The 18321-nt window shown below is 61.8% G+C and carries 19 protein-coding genes; 12 read left to right on the forward strand and 7 right to left on the reverse strand.

Annotation, left to right across the window (positions count from 1 at the left end; genetic code table 11):
• Positions 1-176: 176 nt before the first annotated feature.
• Positions 177-962, forward strand: a complete 786-nt coding sequence (locus tag JOE27_RS17905; RefSeq protein ID WP_046786990.1) for a MetQ/NlpA family ABC transporter substrate-binding protein — start codon at positions 177-179, stop codon at positions 960-962.
• A gap of 238 nt (positions 963-1200) precedes the next feature.
• On the opposite strand, the gene JOE27_RS17910 is transcribed toward JOE27_RS17905, so the two are convergent.
• The gene (locus tag JOE27_RS17910; RefSeq protein ID WP_204919384.1) at positions 1201-3564 is read right to left on the reverse strand and encodes a penicillin acylase family protein; all 2364 of its coding nucleotides are present in this window, start codon (positions 3562-3564) and stop codon (positions 1201-1203) included.
• 86 nt (positions 3565-3650) lie between these two features.
• Here JOE27_RS17910 and JOE27_RS17915 point away from each other — a divergent pair, with 86 nt between their 5' ends.
• The gene (locus tag JOE27_RS17915; RefSeq protein ID WP_115273336.1) at positions 3651-4217 is read left to right on the forward strand and encodes a sugar O-acetyltransferase; all 567 of its coding nucleotides are present in this window, start codon (positions 3651-3653) and stop codon (positions 4215-4217) included.
• On the opposite strand, the gene JOE27_RS17920 is transcribed toward JOE27_RS17915, so the two are convergent.
• Positions 4196-4765, reverse strand: coding sequence for a DUF6436 domain-containing protein (locus tag JOE27_RS17920; protein WP_204919386.1), 570 nt, complete (start codon positions 4763-4765; stop codon positions 4196-4198). The two genes, JOE27_RS17915 and JOE27_RS17920, sit on opposite strands and share 22 nt — an antisense overlap.
• A 120-nt stretch (positions 4766-4885) precedes the next feature.
• Here JOE27_RS17920 and JOE27_RS17925 point away from each other — a divergent pair, with 120 nt between their 5' ends.
• Positions 4886-5812 (forward strand): alpha/beta hydrolase, encoded by a 927-nt coding sequence (locus JOE27_RS17925; RefSeq protein WP_204919388.1) that lies wholly within the window; start codon positions 4886-4888, stop codon positions 5810-5812.
• Here JOE27_RS17925 and JOE27_RS17930 read toward each other — a convergent pair whose 3' ends face one another.
• Positions 5813-6565: a DUF2059 domain-containing protein gene (locus tag JOE27_RS17930; protein WP_115273339.1), complete on the reverse strand. Its 753-nt coding sequence runs from the start codon at positions 6563-6565 to the stop codon at positions 5813-5815. It abuts the gene before it with no gap.
• A 113-nt stretch (positions 6566-6678) separates the two neighbouring features.
• On the opposite strand from JOE27_RS17930, the gene JOE27_RS17935 reads away from it, so the two are divergent.
• On the forward strand, positions 6679-7311 hold the full coding sequence (locus JOE27_RS17935; protein ID WP_046787080.1) for a 2OG-Fe(II) oxygenase: 633 nt from the start codon (positions 6679-6681) through the stop codon (positions 7309-7311).
• Positions 7298-7801 (forward strand): DUF523 domain-containing protein, encoded by a 504-nt coding sequence (locus tag JOE27_RS17940; RefSeq protein WP_046786996.1) that lies wholly within the window; start codon positions 7298-7300, stop codon positions 7799-7801. Before JOE27_RS17935 ends, JOE27_RS17940 begins: the two co-directional genes overlap by 14 nt.
• 59 nt (positions 7802-7860) lie before the next feature.
• Here the strand turns inward: JOE27_RS17940 and JOE27_RS17945 are convergent, their stop codons facing one another.
• Complete coding sequence (locus JOE27_RS17945) at positions 7861-8349, reverse strand: transporter substrate-binding domain-containing protein (protein WP_046786997.1); 489 nt, start codon at positions 8347-8349, stop codon at positions 7861-7863.
• A 197-nt stretch (positions 8350-8546) separates the two neighbouring features.
• On the opposite strand from JOE27_RS17945, the gene JOE27_RS17950 reads away from it, so the two are divergent.
• Positions 8547-9023: a DUF4399 domain-containing protein gene (locus JOE27_RS17950; RefSeq protein ID WP_046786998.1), complete on the forward strand. Its 477-nt coding sequence runs from the start codon at positions 8547-8549 to the stop codon at positions 9021-9023.
• 128 nt (positions 9024-9151) lie between these two features.
• Here the strand turns inward: JOE27_RS17950 and serA are convergent, their stop codons facing one another.
• Positions 9152-10381, reverse strand: a complete 1230-nt coding sequence (gene serA, locus JOE27_RS17955) for a phosphoglycerate dehydrogenase (RefSeq protein WP_039602651.1) — start codon at positions 10379-10381, stop codon at positions 9152-9154.
• Between the two features lie 171 nt (positions 10382-10552).
• Between serA and JOE27_RS17960 the strand changes: the two genes are divergently transcribed.
• The 4 genes from JOE27_RS17960 (at position 10553) to JOE27_RS17975 (ending at position 14668) form a co-directional block, all read left to right on the forward strand.
• Positions 10553-11950 (forward strand): FAD-binding oxidoreductase, encoded by a 1398-nt coding sequence (locus tag JOE27_RS17960; protein ID WP_115273340.1) that lies wholly within the window; start codon positions 10553-10555, stop codon positions 11948-11950.
• A 24-nt stretch (positions 11951-11974) separates the two neighbouring features.
• Positions 11975-12640: a fumarylacetoacetate hydrolase family protein gene (locus JOE27_RS17965; RefSeq protein WP_012312259.1), complete on the forward strand. Its 666-nt coding sequence runs from the start codon at positions 11975-11977 to the stop codon at positions 12638-12640.
• Positions 12641-12746: 106 nt separating this feature from the next.
• Complete coding sequence (locus JOE27_RS17970) at positions 12747-13667, forward strand: SdiA-regulated domain-containing protein (RefSeq protein WP_046787000.1); 921 nt, start codon at positions 12747-12749, stop codon at positions 13665-13667.
• Between the two features lie 89 nt (positions 13668-13756).
• A complete protein-coding gene (locus JOE27_RS17975) occupies positions 13757-14668 on the forward strand; it encodes an SdiA-regulated domain-containing protein (RefSeq protein ID WP_046787001.1) in 912 nt (303 codons plus the stop codon).
• Between the two features lie 93 nt (positions 14669-14761).
• Here JOE27_RS17975 and rpiA read toward each other — a convergent pair whose 3' ends face one another.
• The gene (rpiA, locus tag JOE27_RS17980) at positions 14762-15436 is read right to left on the reverse strand and encodes a ribose-5-phosphate isomerase RpiA (protein ID WP_012312262.1); all 675 of its coding nucleotides are present in this window, start codon (positions 15434-15436) and stop codon (positions 14762-14764) included.
• Between the two features lie 134 nt (positions 15437-15570).
• Here rpiA and ilvA point away from each other — a divergent pair, with 134 nt between their 5' ends.
• Positions 15571-17085, forward strand: coding sequence for a threonine ammonia-lyase, biosynthetic (gene ilvA / locus JOE27_RS17985; RefSeq protein ID WP_115273341.1), 1515 nt, complete (start codon positions 15571-15573; stop codon positions 17083-17085).
• Between the two features lie 38 nt (positions 17086-17123).
• Entirely contained in the window at positions 17124-17549 is a 426-nt protein-coding gene (locus tag JOE27_RS17990) for a DUF2269 family protein (RefSeq protein WP_119688106.1), read from the forward strand.
• 34 nt (positions 17550-17583) lie between these two features.
• Here JOE27_RS17990 and JOE27_RS17995 read toward each other — a convergent pair whose 3' ends face one another.
• Positions 17584-18240 (reverse strand): HAD family hydrolase, encoded by a 657-nt coding sequence (locus JOE27_RS17995; RefSeq protein WP_115273343.1) that lies wholly within the window; start codon positions 18238-18240, stop codon positions 17584-17586.
• Positions 18241-18321: the final 81 nt, after the last annotated feature.

Raw genomic sequence — 18321 nt, forward strand, 5'->3', positions numbered from 1 at the left:
ACGTCGCTCATAAGCAAAGTGGGTAATGGCAATTTGTTTTTGGAATAAGCAGCTAATTAAAAGATATTGTTGCGGAATAAAAAATCTCGGTATCTTGCGCCTCACGCCCGCTGATGAAACGGTTGGGCATCTGACTTTGCCATCACCGATGGCCCAGAAACAAAACAAGGACCACCATGAAGAAGACCCTGCTGACCACTGCCCTGGCCGCTGCCCTGTCGTTCTCCGGCCTGGCTGCCGCCGCCGAGAAACTGGTGGTTGCCGCGACCCCTGTGCCCCATGCCGAAATTCTGGAGCTGATCAAGCCGACCTTGGCCAAGGAAGGCGTGGACCTGCAGATCAAGGTCTTCACTGACTACGTACAGCCCAACGTACAGGTAGATCAGAAGCGCCTGGACGCTAACTACTTCCAGACGCTGCCTTACCTGAAGAGCTTCAACGAAGGTAAAGGCACCCATTTGGAAACCGTGATCGGCGTGCACGTCGAACCGTTCGGTGGCTACTCGAAGAAGATCAAGAACCTGTCCGAACTGAAGGACGGCGCCACCGTTGCCATTCCTAACGAAGGCAGCAACAGTGGCCGCGCCCTGATCTTGCTGCAGAAGGCTGGCCTGATCACCCTGAAAGATCCAAAAAACGCCCTGGCCACTCCGAAAGACATTGCCGAGAACCCGAAGAACCTGAAGTTCAAGGAGCTTGAGTCGGCCATGCTGGCGCGTGTACTGGACCAGGTCGACCTGGACATGATCAACACCAACTACGCGCTGGAAGCTGGCCTGAACCCGGCCAAGGATGCGTTGGTGATCGAGGGTAGCGACTCGCCGTACGTGAACTTCCTGGTGGCCCGCCCGGACAACAAGAACAGCGAGGCTATGCAGAAGCTGGCCAAGGCCCTGACCAGCCCTGAGGTCAAGGAATTCATCGCCAAGAAGTACAGCGGTGCGGTGCTGCCGGCGTTCTGATTCGCCTGCTTGACCCTTGCATGAAAAACGCCGACGCATTCGCGTCGGCGTCTTTTTTGGGTGGGCACAACGCTCAGCGTTGGCTACCCAATGCCCGGCTCAATGCCAGCAGCCACAGCAGTTGTTCGTTGGAGTCAGTCGGGCAGGGGCTTTTCATCGTTATCGTCCTTGTAGTGTGATGGCCGTGCGGATCGCAGTCTGAAGCTGTTGGAGAAGCCGATCCGAAGAAAAGTTTCCATCACTCTGTGGGTACCAGACGCAAGGTAGTGTGGGCCGGTATCACCCCCATCTGGGCGCGCTGATACTGCCCCTCGATATAGCCTTCAGCCTGATCCGAATAGTGCCGATCGAACGGCACACCACTCTGCCCGACCGGGTTGCTGGTCAACGCCTGCCCAGCGTCGGCGAAGTCGATCAACCGCCGCGTCGAAGGTCCATACGTCACCGGCCACGGCGCAGGCCCGATTTTCGCCGACAGGTTGTTGGGCACCTCATGGGTACCCGGGGCGGCAAACGGGCCGACGTTGAACAGCAGGTTCAACGGCTTTTTAACACCCAGTGGATGGTTGTGCGTCAGGGTATGCGCCTTGCCCCATTGCCAGCTGGCCGGGTCTTTGCCAAAGGTTGCGCGCAGGTGCCCGAGGGTTTGCTGCCAGGCGATGCGCACGATGGCGGTGCGGTCGGTACGTTGGTTGGCGCCGCGCGTGTTCCACCACGGTGATTGCGCGTCCGCCGCCAAGCGGGGCAGGGCAGAGTCGATGGTGCGGGTACTGATGAGCACCGGGAACCAGGTATCACCCAGCTCGTCATGCAGCGCGGCATGTGCCAACTGGTAGAGAAACTGGTTGAACAGTGTGGCGCTGGTCGAGTCCAGCGGGTGATCTCCGCGCCAGGCGGCCAGTTGCTCGACCAGCTCCTTTTCCTCATCGCCCTGGGCGATGTCGCGCAGGGTCGCAAGCAGGGGCGCCAGGGTGCGTGGGCCATAGTCGTTGGCGGTGTCCAGTTGCAGCGCCTGGCTGTTCTCGGTATCCCATTTCATTTGCGGGTTTGCCAGGTGGCGGTCCAGCTGGCGGCCCCGGTCCGGCAAGTTGTAGTAGCCCGGTATCGGTACCGCCGCTGGCGGCTGGTAGTTCGCTGAAACGATGTAACCGCTGGCCGGGTTTTCCTGCTGTGGGTTGACGCTGAAAGGGTAGAAACCCAGCTTGTCGGCCTGGTGGCTCGCGCCATCGAGGATGAACGACGGGTTGACGCCATCCGGGCGGATCGGCAGTTGCGCCGCAGCCCACCAACCAATATCGCCACCTGCACTGGCCCAGACGAAGTTGAGCCCTGGCGCCTGAACCTTGGCCGCCGCCTCGCGCATCTTGGCAAGGGAGTCGGCACGGTTGAGCTGATAGAAGCCTTCGAGGATCGGATTCTCGGTTTCCAGGAAGGCCCACCACATCGCGATTGGCGTCGTGCCGGCGGTCGCGCCCAGCACGTCGTTGACGATCGGCCCGTGGGGTGAGCGGCGCAGGCTGATGCTGACGGGCTGCTCGCCTTTGACGGCGATTTTCTGCTCAGTCTTTTCCAGTGTTCGCCACTGGCCCTCGACCATCACCTGATCGCTGTTGGCCGGGTTGGTCTTTTCCGCAATCAGGTCGACATCGTCGTTCTGGAACATGGTCAGGCTCCAGCCGAAGTCGCGATTGTGACCGAGCAGCGCGAACGGGTTCAGCGCCTGGAAGTAGCCGTACAGATTGAACCCTGGCGCCGACAGCTCGGCCTCGTACCAGACGGCCGGCACCGCGAAGCTGATGTGCGGGTCGCCGGCCAGCAGCGGCTTGCCGCTGCGGGTACGGCCGCCGGCCACTGCCCAGGCATTGCTGCCTTCGAATTGGGGAATGCCGGCATCGCCAAGGGCTTGGTGGCTGAGGCGGGCGAGGGTTTCAAGGCCCTGCCAGTCCTGCGCCGCCAGCGGGGTCCCCAGCGCGCCTTCAGGTTGCCAGTCGAGGTCGAAAATCTTCAGGTACTGCGGCCCGAGCTGGTCGCGGATGTAGGTCAAGGCAGGCTCGGTGCGGAACGCGGCGGCAAAACTGTAGGCCAGGTAGCCGGCAATGCTCAGGGTATCTTCAGCGGTGAACGGCCTGGGCGTTATGCCTATAAGGTCAAACTCCATGGGTTTGGGGTGGCTCGCCTGCCAGGCGTTGATGCCATCGAGGTAGGCTTGCAAGGCCTTCCACGCGGGGGATTGATGGTCCAGGCGCTGAACCATCAGCGCCGCCTGATCACGGATGCGCAGGCTGCGGAACAGGGTATCGGTGGGCAGCAGCTTGTCGCCCAGCACCTCGGCCAGTTCACCGCGAGCCAGGCGGCGCATGATTTCCATCTGGAACAATCGGTCCTGGGCATGCACGTAGCCGAGGGCGCGGTACAAGTCTGCTTCGTTCTGCGCCTGCAGGTGCGGCACGCCGCGGGTGTCATAGCGCACACTGACCGGGGCCTGCAGGCCGGCTACCGCTACCTCGCCGTCACGCTGCGGCAGTTTGCCGTGCACGTACCAGTAACCGGCACCGGCGGCCACGGCCACTACCACGGCCAAAAGGGTCAGGCTGCGCTTCATTGAAGCTCCTTGTGCATTCGAGCGGGAATTGTGGTCCGATCTTCGGCGGATTCGCGCAAAGAGCATAGCCCTCGACAGGAGTTTCCATGTCCCTCAGCGAAAAACAGAAAATGCTCAGCGGCCAGCCCTACCACGCCGGCTGCCCCGAACTACAGGCTGAGCAAATCGCCAGCAAGCACTGGATGCAGCGCTACAACACCAGCTTCGAGTTGCTTAACGAAGCCCGCAACGGCCTGCTTGCCGAGCACTTCGGCCATGTGGGCGAAGGCACGGTCATCCGCCCGCCGTTCTATTGCGACTACGGCTACAACATCAGTGTCGGCCGCAATACCTTCATGAATTTCAACTGCGTGATCCTGGACGTGCTGCCGGTACGTATCGGCGATGATTGCCAGGTTGGCCCGGCGGTGCAGATCTACACCGCCGATCACCCGCTCGACCCTGAACTGCGGCGTACCGGGCTGGAGAGCGGACGGCCGGTGACCATCGGCAACAATGTGTGGATCGGTGGTGCCGCAATCATCCTGCCTGGGGTGACCATTGGCGATAACGCAGTGGTTGGTGCGGGCAGTGTGGTGACCCGCGATGTGCCGGCAGGCGCGGTGGTGGTCGGTAACCCGGCGCGCGTGCGTCAGCCGGCCCAAGGGCAATAGCAGCCGACGGCCAGCGTGTTCGATGCGGTGACGTGGCGGCCATCGAGCAGGGCCTTGAGGATCGGCTCGATGAAGCTGTTGCTGGCGTTGCACACCGCGCCTTCGCTGTAGGGGCCGAAGTACGCGAGGTTGCCTTGGCGGTCCCAGATCGCTACGGCCGGAGAGGCGGGCAGGTTTTCGCTGCCCGGCAGGTGGGTGATGGGTTGCAGGCGGGTGAGGCTTGCCGGCAGCTGGCCATGGCTGCCCGGCTTTTGCACGACGTGGAAGGCCACGCCCTTGTCTGCGAAATGGCTGACCAGGTCACCCAGGTGCTGCTGGTTGCTGACATTGCACGGGCAGGTCGGGTCCCAGAAGTGCACTACGCGAACCAGGCCGGGGCCGGCGAGCTCTGCGGGCAGGCGCAGCTGGCTGCCGTCGAACAGCGTGGTCTGGCTTTCGAACGGGCGCAGGTAGCGGGCCTGGAAACTGTCGTATGCCCACCAGAGCACGGCGGCGCATGACAGTAATGCAATGGCTGAAAATATCGGCTTGATCGTTCGAGTTTTCATGGCACATCCGCAGCCTTTGGAGGAGCGGTCTTGTTGATTGAAAAAGTGGCCAAGCTTGCCACGGCGCAGCCAAGAGCTGAATATCCCGGATCAATACTCGCTTCGCTGTGGATGTACCCGATGCCTGCCGCTTTTCACCCCGACCGCCTGCGCGTCAGCCTCGCGCCCCTGGGCAAACGCCAACCCTTGTCCGTTCAGGGGCAGGATTATCAGCGTTTCTACGGCCTGAACCTGCCGGCGCAGAGCTGGCTGGGCGGTTTTCAGGCAGCGGGTTTCGAGCTGGTGGGGCAGGTCTGGCTACCTTCGCAGCCCGTGGCGACAGTGTTTGTGCTGCATGGCTATTACGACCACATGGGCCTCTACCGCCACGTGATCGAATGGGCACTGAAACAGGGTTATGCAGTGATCAGCTGCGACCTGCCTGGCCATGGCCTGTCCAGTGGCGAGCGCGCCAGCATCACTGATTTCGCACTCTATCAGCAGGTGCTCGATGCCCTGTTCGAGCAGGCGCGCGGCCTTGCTTTGCCGCACCCGTGGCACCTGTTCGGGCAAAGCACTGGCGGTGCCATCGCCGTCGATCATCTGTTGCATCAGGGGGTACAGAGCCCCGTTGATGGCCAAGTGATCCTGCTTGCGCCGCTCGTGCGCCCGCGCGCCTGGCTGTGGTCGAAACTCAGTTATCGGGTGTTGCGTCACTTCGTCAATGGCATTGAGCGGCGCTTCAGCGAAAATAGCAACGACCCGACGTTCCTGCCGTTCCTGGAGGCCGACCCGCTGCAGCCTCGGCGCCTGCCGACAGCCTGGGTCGGCGCGCTGATGGCCTGGGTCAAGCGGATCGAGGCCGCGCCGTGCAGCCCGCGGCGGCCGTTGATCGTCCAGGGGCAGGCCGATGGCACAGTGGACTGGCCCTACAACCTCGAAGTGCTCAAGGCCAAGTTTGCTGAGCCACAGATCCTGCTGCTGCCCGAAGCCCGTCACCACCTGGCCAACGAACTGCCGGGCATCCGCCAGCGCTATTTCGACTTCATCGACCAGCGCTTGGGCTGATCACTTGAGGTTCGCGCCGCTCTGGCCGACTGCCAGGCCGGCGCGCACGGCTGCCACTGCGGCCTGGTAGTACGCTTTGCCTTCAGGTGACTCGGCGAAGGTGGCGAACTCTTCCAGCTCGGCGTCGGACAGGTCGCGGTAGACGTAAAGCAACGTGTTGTTGAGGTCTTCGCCAATCTGGTTCATCAGCCGCTGGCGCTGGCCATCGAGCAGGCCCTGGGCCTGGCCACCGCCGAACAGGCCGGGGATCATCGAGCTAAGGCTGTCGGCCGCCACACCGGCTATCGCCAGGCTAACCTCGGCACCGGCTTCGCGGGCCGGAAGGGCCTGAGCCAGGTGCCCGATGATCAGCAGACGGTTGTCGCTGGCCTGAATTTTCGGCAAGCCCTTGGCGTGCTTGGCCAACTGGTCCTTGCGCGTGGCCAGCAGTTCGGCTGCGACGATCTTGCGCCCCAGCGGTGACTGGAAAAAGGCCAGCGCCGGTGCAGGGTCGGGCAGGGCGCTGCGCAATTGCGCCTGGGCACGGCGGTCCATGGCCTCGGCCTGGAAGCGCTGATTGCTGTTACTGACCAGCGCCTGGTAAACCGCAGGCGGCAGGCTGTTGCGATAGCGCTGCTGGGCAGCGCTCACGGCATCATTGAAATGGGCGCGCTGGTCGGGCCAGCCGGCGGCCTTGTACAGTTGATCGAGGCTGTCTGCCCAGACCGGCATGGTGCAGATCATCAGCAGAATCAGGGAAAACAGACGGCGCATTCAGGACTCCTGTCGGCAGGTGGCTATTGTCCTTGGCTCGGCGCCGGTTTGTCGAGATAGCGGAGTGTTTCTCGGCCAAGTGGCGCTGTGCGAGTGCAGGGCTAATGGATATGATGCGCGCCATGCATATCTCCCCTGAACACCCGATGCTTGCGGCCGTCGTTGACGATCTGGCCACCCATGGCTGGTCGCAGCAGGCCCTTTTCCTGCCGGCTGAGCTGGTGCGTGCGCTTGCGGCCGAGTGTCGGCGCCGTGATGCCGAAGGCCAGCTCAACCCTGCCGGGGTGGGGCGCGGTGTGGCCCAGGAGGTGCGCGAGGCGATCCGTGGCGACCAGATCCAGTGGATCGACCCGGGGCAGGCCGAGGCTTGCGACAAATACCTGGAAGCCATGGACCAGCTGCGCCTGGCCATCAACCAGGGCCTGTTCCTGGGCCTTGAAGACTTCGAGTGTCACTTCGCCCTGTACCCGGCAGGTGCGTTCTACCGTCGCCACCTGGACCGTTTTCGCGACGACGACCGGCGCATGGTCTCGGCTGTGCTCTACCTCAACGAAGACTGGCAGCCGCAGGATGGTGGCCAGTTGCGCATGTTCCTGGCTGACGCTGTCGAGCATGACGTGCAGCCCGTGGCCGGCTGCCTGGTGGTGTTTCTGTCGGGTGAAGTGCCTCACGAAGTCTTGCCTGCGGGGCGTGAGCGGCTTTCGTTGACGGGTTGGTTCCGGCGCCGTGGCAATGACCCGTTCTGACCCGCCCAAGGTACTGGTCAGCGCCTGCCTGCTGGGGCAGCCGGTGCGTTATGACGGGCGGGCCAGCGGCCATCCTGATCTGTTGCAGCGCTGGCAGGCTGAAGGGCGTGTGGTGCCGTTGTGCCCGGAGGTGGCCGGTGGCCTGCCCACACCGCGCCCGCCCGCAGAGATCCCGGGCGGGCAGGGTGGCGATGTGCTCGATGGGGCAGCGCAGGTGCTGACGGTGAAGGGCGAGGACGTAAGCGCGGCCTTTCTTGCCGGTGCGCACCAGGCGCTGGCACTGGTGCGTCGGCATGGCATCCGGGTCGCGGTGCTCAAGGCGGGCAGCCCTTCGTGTGGCAACCGCTTGACCTACGATGGCACGTTCGCAGGGGTGAAGGTGCCGGGGCAAGGGGTTACCACTGCACTGCTGCAGCGGGAGGGGGTACTGGTGTTCAGTGAGCTGGAGCTGGAAGAGGCCCAGCGAGCGCTGGCTGGGCTGTCAGCGTAGTCTGGTGATGGCCTTTCGCGGGGTTAGCCGCGTAAAGGCTGGTGCAGGCAATAAATGACTCACTGCCCGGTAGCCGTCTCCGGCACACCTTTGAACCACTTCTGCTCAAGCTCCGCTGTACGGCCGCTGTCCTTGAGGCGCTGCAGCGCGTTGTTCACCGCGCTCTCGAACGCCGGGTTGTCTTTCTGGAACGGGATGACCAGTTTCCTCTCGCCAAAAGGCTGGCTCAGATCAAACGGCGTATCGGCCTTGGGAGCATTGTCCGATGGGGTCAGGGTGATGTCGTATTTGCCACTTTCAACACCCGGCAGTATCTCGGCCACAGGCGTTTCAATGAACTCGACACGCAGGTCCAGTTGTTTGGCCAGCTCTTGGCCGAATTCGATTTCAAAGCCCGTCAGATGCTCGTTTTCCTTGAAGGCATACGGCGAGTTGTCGGCCTGTACGGCAATGCGCAGTTCGCCCCGGTCGGCGATTTCGTCTATCAGCTCGGCTTGAGCCAATGGCGTGATCAGTACTGCCAGCAGTACACCCATGGTCGAACGCATCTAATGCCCCTTTTCTTTGGCAAATGAATAACTGTCGCCACGACTTTCTTCCTCGTCGTGGTCGAGCGCAGCCTATGACCTTGAAGCCTTGGCGATGTTTAACCCTAACTGAATTTTTTCTCTTTGTGGGCTATGGTGAGCTTCCGCTGCCGTTCGTTTGCAGGTGGCGGTCAATGAGTGAATCACAGGAGAAGTGAATGAACAGCCTATTTTCGCGTGCTGCCGTAGCCGGTCTGCTGATGGGGGCCTCGGTACTGGCCAGCGCTGCGGATGCGCTGAAGAGCCAGGAGCCGCCCAAGGATGCCAAGGTCTTCATCGTTTCCCCCGCCGATGGCGCAACGGTCGACAAGACCTTTACCGTCAAGTTTGGCATCGAAGGCATGGGGCTCAAGCCTGCGGGTGACCAGACCCCGCACACGGGCCACCACCACCTGCTGGTAGATGTGGACAAGGAGCCTGCAGCCGATCAGCCACTGCCGACCAGCCTGATGCCGGAAGGCGGCGCGGCGTTGCCAGCCGGCCCGCAGGTGCTGCACTTCGGCAAGGCCCAGACCGAAACCACTCTTACCCTGACGCCGGGCAAGCATACCCTGCAGCTGGTACTGGGTGACCAGTATCACGTGCCGTTCAAGCCAAGCGTTGAGTCGAAGAAGATCACGGTTGAAGTGAAGTAAGCCGAGCCATCACGCAGCCCTTAAGCTGGCAAGTCGATCCCCACTCGCATCGTTGTGTGAGCTGGCTTGTTGGCGAAACAAAAAAGGGAGGCCACCAAGGCCTCCCTTTTTTCATACCGCAATCAAGCTCAGAACAGTACGCGCGAGCGGATGGTGCCCTTGACGTGCTGCAGCTTCTCTTGCGCAAGGTCCGAGTACTCGGCGTCAACGTCGATTACCACGTAACCCACTTTCTCGTTGGTCTGCAGGAACTGACCGGAGATGTTGATACCGTTCTCGGCGAAGACTTTGTTGATCTCGCTGAGCACACCCGGAATGTTTTCGTGGATGTGCAGCAGGCGGTGCTTGCCCGGGTGTGCCGGCAGGGCGACTTCAGGGAAGTTGACCGACGATACCGAGGTGCCGTTGTCGCTGTACTTGACCAGTTTCTCGGCCACTTCCAGGCCGATGTTGGCCTGGGCCTCGGCGGTGGAGCCGCCGATGTGCGGGGTCAGGATCACGTTGTCCAGGCCGCGCAGCGGGCTTTCGAACTCTTCGTCGTTGGAGCGTGGCTCGACCGGGAACACGTCGATGGCGGCGCCGATCAGGTGCTTGTCCTTGATGGCTGCGGCCAGGTGGTCCAGTTCTACCACGGTGCCACGGGCGGCGTTGATCAGGATCGAGCCCTTCTTCATCGCGCGGATTTCTTTCTCACCGATCATCCACTGGGTGGATGGCAGCTCAGGCACGTGCAGCGAGACGATGTCGGCCAGGCCCAGCAGTTCGTGCAGGCTGGTGACTTGTACGGCGTTGCCCAGCGGCAGCTTGGTCAGCGGGTCGTAGAAGTAGACCTGCATGCCCAGGCTCTCGGCCAGTACCGACAGCTGGGTACCGATCGAGCCATAGCCGACGATGCCCAGCTTCTTGCCGCGGATTTCGAACGAGTTGGCCGCGCTCTTGATCCAGCCGCCACGGTGGCAGGAGGCGTTTTTCTCGGGGATGCCGCGCAACAGCAGGATGGCTTCGGCCAGTACCAGTTCCGCCACCGAACGGGTGTTGGAGTATGGCGCGTTGAACACGGCAATGCCGCGCTCGCGTGCAGCGTCCAGGTCGACCTGGTTGGTGCCGATGCAGAAGCAACCGACGGCGACCAGTTTCTTGGCACAGTCGAAGATCTCTTCGGTCAGCTGGGTACGCGAACGGATGCCGATGAAGTGGGCATCAGCGATCTTTTCCTTGAGTTCTGCTTCCGGCAGCGAGCCAGTGAGGTACTCGATGTTGGTGTACCCGGCGGCCTTGAGGGTATCCACCGCGTTCTGGTGCACACCTTCAAGAAGAAGGAACCTGATCTTGCTCTTGTCGAGAGAAGTCTTGCTCATCTGCGTAAACCTGTATCCCGGAGAAAAAATGGCGAGAAATGATGCTAGGCGCAGCGCGGGCCTTAGCACGAACAGCGGGGGCGCTATGCTAGCATACGCGACACAATCTGAGCTTATCCCGACAGGTGAAGAGTACTCAGGGTGACTATGAATAAGTCGAGAGTTCCGGCGATGACGCACCCCGCGGTAATTGATGAACTGATGACCTTGGTAGACCCTGGCAAGGTCCTGACCGATGCCGCTTCCCTGGAAGCGTACGGCAAGGATTGGACCAAGCATTTTCCGCCCGCGCCCACTGCCATCGTGTTCCCCAAAAGCGTGGAACAGGTTCAGGCCATCGTTGGCTGGGCCAATCGCCATCAGGTGGCGCTGGTGCCTTCCGGCGGTCGGACCGGGCTCTCCGCCGGTGCGGTGGCAGCCAATGGTGAAGTGGTAGTCGCCTTCGACTACATGAACCAGATTCTCGATTTCAATGCCTTCGACCGCACGGTGGTCTGCCAGCCAGGGGTCATCACTCGCCAGCTGCAGGCATTCGCCGAAGAACAGGGGCTTTATTACCCGGTGGATTTCGCCTCGAGTGGCTCCAGCCAGATCGGCGGCAACATCGGCACAAACGCCGGCGGCATCAAGGTCATTCGCTACGGCATGACCCGTAACTGGGTTGCCGGCCTGAAAGTTGTCACTGGCAAGGGCGAGCTGCTCGAGCTGAACAAGGACCTCATCAAGAACGCCACGGGCTATGACCTGCGCCAGTTGTTCATCGGCGCCGAAGGTACCCTGGGCTTCGTGGTCGAGGCCACCATGCGCCTGGACCGCGCCCCGCGCAACCTCACTGCGATGGTGCTGGGCACGCCGGACTTCGATTCGATCATGCCGGTGTTGCATGCCTTCCAGGGCAAGCTTGACCTCACGGCATTCGAGTTCTTTTCCGACAAGGGCCTGGCCAAGATCATGGCACGTGGCGATGTGCCTGCGCCGTTCGCCACCGACTGCCCGTTCTATGCCCTGCTGGAGTTCGAGGCCAGTACCGAGGAGGTGGCCAACGATGCGCTGGCCACCTTCGAGCACTGCGTCGAGCAAGGCTGGGTACTGGACGGGGTGATGAGCCAGAGCGAAGCTCAGTTGAGAAACCTCTGGAAGCTGCGCGAGTACCTGTCCGAAACCATCTCCCACTGGACACCGTACAAGAACGATATCTCTGTCACGGTTTCCAAGGTGCCGGCGTTCCTGCGCGACATCGATGCCATCGTCAGCGAGCACTATCCCGACTATGAGGTGGTCTGGTACGGGCACATCGGCGACGGCAACCTGCACCTGAACATCCTCAAGCCCGAGTCCATGAGCAAAGACGATTTCTTCGCTTCATGCACCAAGGTCAACAAGTGGGTGTTCGAGATCGTCCAGCGCTATAACGGCTCGATCTCCGCCGAGCACGGTGTGGGCATGACCAAGCGCGATTACCTTGGCTATAGCCGTTCACCACAGGAAATCGCCTGCATGAAGGCGATAAAGGCCGTCTTCGACCCTAACGGCATCATGAATCCGGGTAAGATCTTCGCTCCTGAATAAAAGCAGTAATCAAAGGAGTCGGCCATGAGTTACCAGCACCAGTACGTAGACGGCACCCGTATCCACTTCCCGCTGGGCAAGGTGGTGTGCGTTGGCCGCAACTATGCCGAGCACGCCAAGGAACTGGGCAATCCCATTCCGACCGAGCCGTTGCTGTTCATCAAGCCGGGCAGTTGCGTGGTGCCGCTGGAGGGTGGTTTCAAGATTCCTACCGACCGTGGTTCGGTGCATTACGAAGCCGAAATCGCGGTGTTGCTGGGCAAGCCGCTGTCGGCACATCCATCTGAAGAGGAAGTGCTGGATGCCATCTCCGGCTTTGCCCCGGCGCTGGACCTGACCCTGCGTGACGTGCAGGCCAAACTCAAGGAAAAGGGCATGCCGTGGGAGACTTGCAAGAGCTTCGACGGTGCCTGCGTACTGCCGCCTTTCGTCGCTGCCGGCACGTTCGAAGACCTGGCCGACATCCCGGTGCGCCTGACCATCAATGGTGACGTTCGCCAGGACGGTAACAGCGCGATGATGCTCAACCCGATCGTGCCGATCATCCAGCACATGGCCTCGCACTTTTCGCTGCTGCCGGGGGATGTGATCCTGACCGGTACCCCGGCTGGCGTCGGCCCCTTCGAAGTGGGTGATGAGCTGGTGCTGGAGTTGCCGGGCGTGAGCCGCTTCGAAAGCCGGGTACTCTGAGCAGAGACTGTGTCGCCCGCGAAGCGGGCGACGCGATTTACCGTTTTTTTCACAACCTATCTGGATAATGCGCGAATCTCCGCCTATTTACCCAGGAATACTCTGTATGGCCCTGTCTTCCAGCGCTCCCGTATCCACCAAGCGTCGCTTCTATCTGCGCTGGCCGTTCGGCCTGGCTGTGGCTGCGGTGATCGGCTATGGCGTGGCCGTGGCGATGCACTGGGATGACCGTGGCCGACTGTGGGTCCAGGAAGGCTTCGAGAGCAGCGCCGAGCGCAGCGAAAGCGTCTGGTTGCCGGACTATAAGGTCGATATCGATGCCAAGCCTATGCCGGGCATGGAAGATGATGAAGCCTCGGACGTAGCATTCAATCCGCATACCCGCACGTTGTTTGTGGTCATGGGCAAGAACCCGTTCCTGGTCGAGCTGAGCCTGGATGGTGATGTGCTGAGGCAGATCCCCTTGCAGGGGTGGAACAACCCCGAAGGGGTTGCCGTGCTGGAAGATGGCCGCTTGGCCATTACCGATGAACGTCTGCACGACCTGACCGTGGTCAAGGTGGACGCACAAACCAAGTCGCTGAACCATGCAGATTTTCAGAGCCACGACCTGGGCGAGTCGGTGAAAAGCAACAAGGGCTTCGAGGCCGTGGCATGGGACCCGATGCGCCAGCGTCTGGTGATCGGCGAGGAGCGGCCGCCAAAGCTGTATACCTGGAGCACCGATGGGCGCAGCCCGCTCAAAGGTGACAAGCAGCCGCTGGCCAGCAACGAACTCGACCTGCGCAACCTCTCAGGCTTGGGTGTCGACCCGCGTACGGGCCATCTGTTGGTGCTGTCGGCGGACTCCAACATGCTGCTGGAGCTCGACGAGCAAGGTCAGCAGGTGAGTTTCATGACCTTGCTGGGCGGTTTCAACGGCCTCAAGGACACCATTCCGCGTGCTGAAGGGGTGGCGATGGACGACCAGGGCAACCTGTACATGGTCAGTGAGCCGGCGCTGTTCTATCGATTCAAGAAAAACTGACGGCCATTTCAGATTTTTCGCATGCTGGCATTAAGCTTTACTTCAGTTGTTCGTGGTTAGATTCGTCATCCTCAAACCGAGTCTGCCCTATGCGTCGCTATGTTCGTATGCCCCTGGTCCTGGCTGTCATTGGCCTGCTCGCCGTGCTCTTGCTGGGCGTGGCGGAGCAGCAGTTCCGTTTGCTCGAGCGTGGCTGGTTCAACTTCAAGACCTGGTGGCAGCCCGCTGAGCAAAGCATGGGCCTGGATCGCTATCGGGTAGTGACCGAGGCGCAGCCTATAGACGGGCTGGACGATGATGTTTCGGCACTGACTTACGACCCCGACCGCAAGACCCTGTTCACGGTGACCAACAAGCGGTCCGAACTGATCGAGTTGTCCCTCGACGGTCGTATCCTGCGGCGGGTGCCGTTGACCGGTTTCGGCGACCCCGAGGCGGTCGAATACGTAGGGCCCAACAGTTACGTGATCACCGATGAGCGCCAGCAACGGCTGATTCGCGTGCGCCTTGAGGACGACACGATGTTCCTGGATGCCCACGATGCCGAGCAGTTGAGCCTTGGTATCGGCCTGAACGGCAACAAGGGGTTCGAGGGGCTGGCCTACGACTCGGCGGGCAAACGCCTGTTCGTGGCCAAGGAGCGAGACCCGATGGTGATCTACGAAATTCACGGGTTTCCCCATGAAAACCCGGAGCAGCCCTATGCAGTGCATGTGGTGCAGGACCGCAAGCGCGATGCGCGGCTGTTCGTGAGGGATCTTTCCAGCCTGCAGTTCGACGAGCGCAGCGGGCATCTGCTGGCGTTGTCGGATGAATCACGCCTGGTGCTGGAGCTGGATGTGAAAGGTAAACCGTTGAGCACGCTGTCGCTGCGCAAGGGGTACCAGGGGCTCAAGCAGACGGTGCCGCAGGCGGAGGGGATTGCCATGGATGAAGCGGGGACCATTTATCTGGTCAGTGAGCCGAACCTGTTCTATGTGTTCAAACAGCCCACGGATTGACTGGGCTTTTGAGCGTAATTGCCGGCAGGCCGCCTCCCACGCGGTCACCACTGCTGTGGATTGCCTGGGGGAGCCAGCTTGCCGGCAATGGCATCACTCGGCTTTCAGGCTCTTCACGCCTTCAGGGGTGCCCAGCAACAGCAAGTCTGCCGGCCGTGCGGCAAACAGGCCATTGGTCACCACGCCGACGATCGCATTGATCTGCGCCTCCAGCTCTACGGGGTTGGTGATCTGCAGGTTGTACACATCCAGGATCACGTTGCCGTTATCGGTGACCACACCCTCACGGTACACCGGGTCGCCACCCAGCTTGACCAGTTGGCGCGCCACGTGGCTGCGGGCCATCGGGATCACCTCGACCGGCAGCGGGAAGGCGCCCAGCACCGGCACCAGCTTGCTGGCATCGGCGATGCAGATGAAGGTCTTGGCCACGGCCGCGACGATTTTTTCGCGCGTCAGTGCCGCGCCACCGCCTTTGATCAGGTTCAGGTGTGCATCGCTCTCGTCGGCGCCGTCGACATAGAACTCCAGCTCGCTGACGCTGTTCAGCTCATAGACCGGGATGCCATGGCCCTTCAGACGCTGTGCCGTGGCCTCGGAGCTGGCGACCGCGCCGTCGAACGCCGTCTTGTGCTGGGCCAGGGCGTCAATGAAAAAGTTGGCAGTCGAACCGGTGCCGACGCCGACGACGCTCTTTTCATCCAGCTTGGGCAGAATGAAGTCGACAGCGGCCTGGGCGACGGCCTGTTTGAGTTGGTCCTGGGTCATGCGGGCTCCGGAAAGGGGCAGGGCGGTAATGAAAGGAGGCTAGTATAACGGCTCGGGCGGCTTTGCTGTGGTCGCCCGACGTAGCGCTGGGGTAGACTCGCAGCCCTTGTCCCGCGGCCAGTGATGCTTTCCCGATGCTCGAACAGTACGTCAAGAAGATCCTCACCTCGCGCGTCTACGACGTCGCTGTCGAAACCCCGCTGCACAGCGCCGGGCAACTGAGCAAGCGCCTGGGCAACCAGATTCTGCTCAAGCGTGAAGACCTGCAGCCGGTGTTCTCCTTCAAGATCCGTGGGGCGTACAACAAGCTGGCGCAACTGAGCCCGGAAGAACTGGCCCGCGGCGTGGTCACCGCCTCGGCCGGCAACCATGCACAGGGGCTGGCCCTGGCAGCCCGCGAGCTGGGCATCAAGGCCACCATCGTGATGCCCAAGACCACCCCGGAGATCAAGATCGAAGGCGTACGCTCGCGTGGCGGCAAGGTGGTATTGCATGGCGATTCGTTCCCCGAGGCGCTGGCCTACTCGCTGAAACTGGTCGATGAGAAGGGCTTCGTCTATATCCACCCTTATGACGACCCGCACACCATTGCCGGGCAAGGCACCGTGGCCATGGAAATCCTGCGCCAGCACCCAGGCCGGCTGGATGCGATCTTCGTGCCGGTGGGCGGCGGTGGGCTGATCGCCGGCATCGCCGCCTACGTGAAATACCTGCGCCCGGAAATCAAGGTGATTGGCGTCGAACCGGATGACTCCAATTGCCTGCAGGCAGCCATGGCCGCTGGCGAGCGCGTGGTGCTGCCGCAGGTTGGGCTGTTCGCCGATGGCGTGGCCGTGGCCCAGATCGGTCAGCATACCTTCGACATCTGCCGCTTGCATGTGGATGAAGTGATCACCGTCAGCACTGACGAGATCTGTGCAGCAATCAAGGATATCTACGACGATACCCGCTCGATCACCGAACCTGCAGGTGCCTTGGGTGTCGCTGGCATCAAGAAGTATGTGGAGCTCAACGGCGTCAGCGGGCAAACGCTGGTGGCTATCGACTCGGGCGCCAACGTCAACTTCGACCGCCTGCGTCACGTCGCCGAGCGTGCCGAGCTGGGCGAGAAGCGCGAAGCGATCATCGCCGTGACCATCCCCGAGCGGCCGGGCAGCTTCAAGGCGTTCTGCGAGGCCATCGGCAAGCGCCAGATCACCGAATTCAACTACCGCAAGCACACATCCGACGAAGCCCATATCTTCGTTGGCGTGCAGACCCATCCGGAGAACGACCCACGCGCTGCGTTGGTGCAGCAACTGACCGAGCAGGGTTTCCCTGTTACCGACCTGACTGACAACGAACTGGCCAAGATGCACATCCGCCACATGGTGGGTGGCCATTCGGCCGGTGCACGCGACGAGATCGTGCTGCGCTTCGAGTTCCCTGAGCGGCCGGGGGCGCTGTTCAACTTCCTCAACAAGCTGGGCGGGCGCTGGAACATCTCGATGTTCCACTACCGCAACCACGGCGCCGCCGACGGGCGTGTGGTGGCCGGGTTGCAGGTGCCGGAGGACGAACGCCACCTGGTGCCGGCGGCGCTGGCCAAGATTGGGTATCCGTACTGGGATGAGACCGACAATCCCGCTTACCGGCTCTTCCTGGGTTGAGCGACTAAGCTTGGCTAACCCCCCAAGGATGTGAAGACATGGAACACCTGACCACCCTCAAGGCCCTGCACCTCATTGCCACCGCCCTGTTATTGCTGGGCGCACTGGGTTTGGCGATCTGGACCGTACGCGCCCGGCGTCAAGGCGACGCCCAGGCTTATGGCAAGCTGCTGCGTCGGCCTTTGGTGTTCGTCTGGCTGGTGATGGGCGTGAGCCTGCTGAGCATGCCGTTCACCGGTTGGTGGCTGGTTCACCTGGTAGGTTGGCCGCTGGGGCAGACCTGGGTGCTGGCGTCCAGCGTCATCTATACCCTCGGTGCGTTCGCCGCGTGGTGGTTGCTGGTGCGTCTGAACCGGCTGCGCAAGGCTGAGGCGGTGGGTTTGCGGTTTACCCTGGCCCTGGCGGTCTTCAGCGGTGTCTGCTTCCTGTCCATCGCCGGGTTGATGGGCGCCAAGCCGGTCTGAAGCTGGCCGGGCCGCTCTGCAGCCCCAAAAAGGCTCAGTCCCTAAGCGAAATCACCGGCCACCCGCGCCGCTCAGCCTCAGCCTGCAGGTTAGGGTCCGGGTCCACCGCGACAGCATGTGACACCCGCTGCAACAGCGGCAAGTCATTCATCGAGTCGCTATAGAAGTAGCTGTCTTGCAGGTCGAACCCGTTCTCCAGCATCCAGCGTTCCAGCCTCGTCACCTTGCCTTCACGGAAGCACGGTATATCGGTACTGCGCCCGGTATAGCGGCCATCGCGTGTTTCGCATTCGGTCGCCAATAGCGTGCGAACGCCAAGACGGCGGGCAATCGGCGCGGTGACGAAACGGTTGGTGGCGGTGATGATCACCAGTTGGTCCCCTGCCTCCCGGTGTTGCTGCAGCAGGGCCAGGGCCTTGGGCAGGATGATCGGCTCGATGCAGTCGCGCATGAACTCGCGGTGCCATTGGTCGAGCTGGGCGGGTTCGGTGGCTGCGAGGATTTCCATGGAAAAGGCCAGGTAGGCCTGCAGGTCGAGGGTGCCGTTCAGGTAATCCTGGTAGAAGGCATCGTTGCGTTGTTTGTACGCGATCGGGTCAAGAATCCCCCGTTCGCACAGGTAATCACCCCACGCGTGGTCACTGTCGCCACCGAGGAGGGTATTGTCCAGGTCGAATAAAGCCAGGCGCATTGCGGTTACTCGCGTCAGCCATAGGGAAGGCCCGCAGAATACGGAGTTTTCACCTCGCTGCACATAAGCGTGGCGGGCGCG

The sequence above is a fragment of the Pseudomonas sp. M5 genome (genome assembly GCF_016907075.1).
Classification (GTDB): domain Bacteria; phylum Pseudomonadota; class Gammaproteobacteria; order Pseudomonadales; family Pseudomonadaceae; genus Aquipseudomonas; species Aquipseudomonas putida_E.

Coding starts and splice junctions, on each gene's coding strand:
- ilvA (WP_115273341.1), top strand. CDS start 15,571: ATGCTCGAACAGTACGTCAAGAAGATCCTCACCTCGCGCGTCTACGAC.
- JOE27_RS17920 (WP_204919386.1), bottom strand. CDS start 4,765: ATGAAAACTCGAACGATCAAGCCGATATTTTCAGCCATTGCATTACTG.
- JOE27_RS17990 (WP_119688106.1), top strand. CDS start 17,124: ATGGAACACCTGACCACCCTCAAGGCCCTGCACCTCATTGCCACCGCC.
- rpiA (WP_012312262.1), bottom strand. CDS start 15,436: ATGACCCAGGACCAACTCAAACAGGCCGTCGCCCAGGCCGCTGTCGAC.
- JOE27_RS17905 (WP_046786990.1), top strand. CDS start 177: ATGAAGAAGACCCTGCTGACCACTGCCCTGGCCGCTGCCCTGTCGTTC.
- JOE27_RS17970 (WP_046787000.1), top strand. CDS start 12,747: ATGGCCCTGTCTTCCAGCGCTCCCGTATCCACCAAGCGTCGCTTCTAT.
- JOE27_RS17995 (WP_115273343.1), bottom strand. CDS start 18,240: ATGCGCCTGGCTTTATTCGACCTGGACAATACCCTCCTCGGTGGCGAC.
- JOE27_RS17940 (WP_046786996.1), top strand. CDS start 7,298: ATGACCCGTTCTGACCCGCCCAAGGTACTGGTCAGCGCCTGCCTGCTG.
- JOE27_RS17910 (WP_204919384.1), bottom strand. CDS start 3,564: ATGAAGCGCAGCCTGACCCTTTTGGCCGTGGTAGTGGCCGTGGCCGCC.
- JOE27_RS17935 (WP_046787080.1), top strand. CDS start 6,679: ATGCGCGCCATGCATATCTCCCCTGAACACCCGATGCTTGCGGCCGTC.
- JOE27_RS17930 (WP_115273339.1), bottom strand. CDS start 6,565: ATGCGCCGTCTGTTTTCCCTGATTCTGCTGATGATCTGCACCATGCCG.
- serA (WP_039602651.1), bottom strand. CDS start 10,381: ATGAGCAAGACTTCTCTCGACAAGAGCAAGATCAGGTTCCTTCTTCTT.
- JOE27_RS17975 (WP_046787001.1), top strand. CDS start 13,757: ATGCGTCGCTATGTTCGTATGCCCCTGGTCCTGGCTGTCATTGGCCTG.
- JOE27_RS17925 (WP_204919388.1), top strand. CDS start 4,886: ATGCCTGCCGCTTTTCACCCCGACCGCCTGCGCGTCAGCCTCGCGCCC.
- JOE27_RS17950 (WP_046786998.1), top strand. CDS start 8,547: ATGAACAGCCTATTTTCGCGTGCTGCCGTAGCCGGTCTGCTGATGGGG.
- JOE27_RS17965 (WP_012312259.1), top strand. CDS start 11,975: ATGAGTTACCAGCACCAGTACGTAGACGGCACCCGTATCCACTTCCCG.
- JOE27_RS17915 (WP_115273336.1), top strand. CDS start 3,651: ATGTCCCTCAGCGAAAAACAGAAAATGCTCAGCGGCCAGCCCTACCAC.
- JOE27_RS17960 (WP_115273340.1), top strand. CDS start 10,553: ATGACGCACCCCGCGGTAATTGATGAACTGATGACCTTGGTAGACCCT.
- JOE27_RS17945 (WP_046786997.1), bottom strand. CDS start 8,349: ATGCGTTCGACCATGGGTGTACTGCTGGCAGTACTGATCACGCCATTG.